The organism is uncultured Salegentibacter sp. (assembly GCF_963972535.1).
GTDB lineage: Bacteria > Bacteroidota > Bacteroidia > Flavobacteriales > Flavobacteriaceae > Salegentibacter.
This window is the reverse complement of record NZ_CAXAVR010000161.1, coordinates 1-4,331: the sequence shown is the minus strand read 5'-3', so window position 1 is coordinate 4,331 and position 4,331 is coordinate 1. Positions and strand designations below refer to the sequence as shown.

The following is a 4,331-nucleotide window of genomic DNA, read 5'->3' as shown; positions in this document are numbered from 1 at the left end:
ACAATTTTAAAGTCTTCTAACCGTATGGAAGGAATTATAGACGATATTCTTTCCTTTTCAAAGATTACCGGTGGCGAACTTCAGAATAAAAATTTTAGTACTAAAAAATTACTGCAAGAGCTTTTAGTAAGTTTCAACATTAAAACAAATTACCCGAATTTTAATATTGAAATTGCTGAAAATCTTCCCGATACCTATGGAGACCGCGCAATGATATCGCAACTTTGGAGTAACCTATTAGGAAATGCTTTAAAATATACCCAACAAGCGCCTTATCCGCAGATTGAAATTGGAAGTTTTTCACAGGACAATAAAGATGTTTTCTATATAAAAGATAACGGGATTGGAATTGCTGAACACCAAAAGGATCAAATCTTTAAAATGTTTTCCAGGTTTGCAAAAAAAGATTTTAAGGGCACTGGTATTGGTCTGGCCATTGTAGCGCGGATTTTAGAAAAGCATAACGGAAAAATTTGGGTAGAAAGTGAACCAGAAAAGGGCAGTACGTTTTTCTTCCACCTTTAATTAGAACTTACAATAACAAGTTTAGTATTTTTGTAAAAATTTAGAAGTAATGATCAAAACCCCGTTGCGCATAATTCTGGTGGAAGATGAGGAAACTGATGCAGTTTTAATAAAAAGACAAATTGCTAAAATTGTAGAGAAGCCCCAGATAAAAGTGGTTAAAGATTTACCAGGTTTTGAAGGAATTTTTACCAGTTTTCTACCCGATGTAATAATTTCAGACTATAACCTTCCTACCAGCACAGGACTTGATATTATGCAGTTGGCAAAATCTATAGACGAGACCATTCCATTAATTTTCGTCACCGGCGCACTAGACGATGATGAATTGGCGGCCGATACTATTTTATCCGGCGCTTCAGGTTTTATTCTAAAAAAGCATATGAATAAGCTGCACGAAAAATTAGAACCTCTATTAAAACAGGCGGTGTATAATATGGTGCAACACGAAGAATTAAGGGAAAGAATTAGAAAAAATAAAATAGCCGTTCACCAAATTTACAGTTATTTGGACAGTATGAAAGCCGATGATAAAGAGCAGCGGGAAAATATCGCAAAAATAAGGAAGAACCTTGATAAATTTAATGTAGACGATGCTGAATAACCTTAGAAATGCTACCCAGAAATTACACGAAGAACTGGAAAAAGAGAATCTTGCCGGAAAGATTATTTCACACGAAATAAGCCTGGAAGATTATAAGCTTTTATTACTTCAGAATTATATTGCTTATAAAATTACCGAAGCTGAAATTTCTAAATTTATTCCAGCCTGCAAATTAGATAAAAGCGATCAGCTGGCAAAAGACCTTGAGAATTTGAATGTAGATACTTCTATTTCTGAAGAATTTCAGGGTAAATTCAGCATCACATCGCGTGAAGAAGCCCTGGGCGCGGCTTACGTAGTTTTAGGTTCTGCTTTAGGCGGAATTTATATTTCTAAAGAAATTCCTAATTGCCCTAATTTAGCTCAGATATCTAAGCCATATTTTTTTAATGGCGATCGTGATGGAGTGAAATCCTGGAACAAATTTGTAAAAGAACTTAAAGCTGAAGATTTTACTGAAAATCAAATAGCGATAGCGTCTAAAAAAGCTCAGGAAACTTTTGAATTTTTCGGACTTGTTTTCAGGGAAACTTCGGTGATTCCTCAGAATAGTTAATTTTTTATCTTTTATTTTACGCTCTTGTTTCCTGCCACCTTTTTCTTTAGGTTTACTCGATAATTGGATTTAAATTTCCCTTTTTTCAATGAAATTTAAAGAAAACCATACCTCAAATTATACAAGTTTATAATTCAAGCTCCAATAGAATATGAAACAAAAATTTAAATCTTTGCTCTGCCTTTTTTTGGCCTTCAGTTTATATTTTCCAATCTACGCACAAACCGGTCGTACCCCTGTTAGAGCCGAGAATGGAATGGTTGTTACCAGTCATTATCTTGCTTCAGAAGTAGGGCGTGATATTCTGGCCAAAGGAGGTAATGCCATAGATGCCAGTGTAGCAACGGCTTTTGCACTCGCTGTTACTTTGCCTTCTGCAGGAAATCTTGGTGGAGGTGGGTTTTTGGTTTATCACGGGAGTAACGGTGATAAAACTTCTTTTAATTTTCGTGAAAAAGCACCTTTAGCGTCTACTCCCAATATGTTTTTAGGAAAAGATGGAAAGATTAAGGACAATTCTAATCACGAAGGTTTGCTTTCAGTTGGGGTGCCAGGCACAGTGGCGGGGCTTTATGATGCGCATCAAAAAATGGGAAGTTTGCCCTGGCAAGAACTTTTACAGCCTGCCATAGAACTTGCTGAAAACGGATTTGAATCTACCTATAATATGAACTGGTTTCTAAATTGGGTAAAGGATAAAAAAGATGATGCTTTATATGCCGCCACCGCTAAAACTTTTCTTAAAAATGGGGAAGAAGTTTATAAGCCTGGAGAAACCTGGAAACAACCTGACCTTGCTAAAACTTTAAAGCGAATTCAGAAAAATGGAGCCGATGGTTTTTATAAGGGAAAAACAGCAAAATTGATCGCTGATTTTATGAAAAAACACGGCGGACTTATCACTGAAGAGGATCTTGCAAAATATAAAGCTGAAGAGCTGGAACCTGTTACCGGTACTTACCGTGGTCACGAAATAGTTGCTATGCCTCCGCCAAGTTCAGGGGGAGTAGCGCTTATAGAAATGCTGAATATTCTGGAAGGTTTCAATTTAGAAGAAACGGGACATAATTCTGCAGCTTCGCTGCATTTACTTACCGAAGCAATGCGCAGAGCATATGCCGACAGGGCTCTCTATTTAGGAGATCCTAATTTTAATCCAGAAATGCCAATAGAAAAAATAATCTCTAAGAAATATGCTGCGGAGCTGCGGGAAGGTATTGAGATTAAAAAAGCTTCTATAAGTGATTCTGCCAATTTTAATAATGCACATTTACAATATGAAAGTCCGCAAACTACCCATATTTCAGTAGTAGATAAAGAGGGAAATGCGGTGTCGTTAACCTATACCCTAGAACGCAGTTACGGCTCTAAAATCGTGGTAGAGGGCGCAGGTTTTCTTCTGAATAACGAAATGGGCGATTTTAATCCAATTCCCGGTCACACAGATACTCGTGGACTAATTGGAACAAAACCTAATTTAGTTGCTCCCGAAAAACGTATGCTTTCCAGTATGACGCCTACCATTGTAGCAAAAGACGGTAAACCACTTTTGGTAATAGGTAGTCCCGGCGGAAGAACTATTATTAATACTGTGCTACAGGTAATTGTAAATACCATAGATCATAAAATGAATGTAGCTGAAGCTATTGAATCTCCTAGAATTCATCACCAATGGCTCCCCAACCGTACGCGGTTTGAAGATTGGGGAATTTCTCCCGATACAAAACGTATTTATGAAGAAATGGGACACGAAGTTTATGAAGCAGGAAACCAGGGACAGGCAATGGGCATTTATATAGATTGGGAAACTAACTTAATCTATGGCGCTGCAGATTCCCGTAGCTATGATGGGAAAGCCTCCGGATTTTAATTCAATTTTATAATAACCTTAGAACTATTCGCTTTATTTTGTTTTATATTTATCTGAAAAGATTAATCAATTTTAAAAGATAAATTATGAGTCAACCAAAAGTAGCAGTGATATTTTATAGTGCCACTGGCACAAATCACCAATTAGCACAATGGGCCGGGGAAGCGGCAAAACAAGCAGGAGCAGCAGAAGTAAGGGTAAAAAAAATTCAGGAAACGGCGCCACAGGAAGCGATAAATCAAAATGAATCCTGGAAGAAATATGCCGAAGAAAATAAAGATTTCCCAACCGCAGAATTAGACGATCTTGAATGGGCAGATGCTATTATTTTTAGCACCCCAACGCGTTATGGAAACTTACCTTCACAATTACAGGCATTTTTTGATACTACCGGCGGGCTTTGGTCTAGCGGAAAATTAGCCAATAAAATTGTAAGCGGAATGACAAGTGCTGCAAACCCACACGGTGGTCAGGAAGCCACTTTACTGTCCCTTTATAAAACTGTGATGCACTGGGGTTCTATAATTGTAGCTCCGGGTTATACAGATCCTTGCTTATTCGAAGCCGGAGGAAACCCTTATGGAATTAGTGTAACTGCAGATGGGAATGCTCCCGGCGATAATATTAAAAAAGCAGTAAATCACCAGGTAAAAAGAACGGTAGAAATGGCTGGGAAGTTTAAAAGCTAGAAATTAAATCTTAAAGTGGGATTATTTGAAAATGTTGAATCGTCAAGTTGAACTTGTTTCAGCCTCTAGTTTGATAACTGCTTTGAT

5 protein-coding genes are annotated in these 4,331 nt (G+C 37.5%); all 5 read left to right on the top strand.

Features of this window, described 5'->3' with window-relative positions; translation table 11 throughout:
• The coding region (locus AACZ30_RS13115) for a HAMP domain-containing sensor histidine kinase (protein ID WP_339649901.1) at positions 1-525 on the top strand (525 nt) is incomplete at its 5' end.
• Positions 526-574: 49 nt separating this feature from the next.
• The gene (locus tag AACZ30_RS13110; RefSeq protein ID WP_339649899.1) at positions 575-1,129 is read left to right on the top strand and encodes a response regulator; all 555 of its coding nucleotides are present in this window, start codon (positions 575-577) and stop codon (positions 1,127-1,129) included.
• Positions 1,119-1,685, top strand: a complete 567-nt coding sequence (locus AACZ30_RS13105; RefSeq protein WP_093302486.1) for a biliverdin-producing heme oxygenase — start codon at positions 1,119-1,121, stop codon at positions 1,683-1,685. The genes AACZ30_RS13110 and AACZ30_RS13105 overlap by 11 nt, the downstream gene beginning before the upstream one ends.
• 151 nt (positions 1,686-1,836) lie before the next feature.
• Entirely contained in the window at positions 1,837-3,555 is a 1,719-nt protein-coding gene (gene ggt / locus AACZ30_RS13100; RefSeq protein ID WP_339649897.1) for a gamma-glutamyltransferase, read from the top strand.
• Between the two features lie 86 nt (positions 3,556-3,641).
• Positions 3,642-4,244, top strand: a complete 603-nt coding sequence (gene wrbA / locus AACZ30_RS13095; RefSeq protein ID WP_339649896.1) for an NAD(P)H:quinone oxidoreductase — start codon at positions 3,642-3,644, stop codon at positions 4,242-4,244.
• The last annotated feature ends 87 nt before the right edge of the window (positions 4,245-4,331 follow it).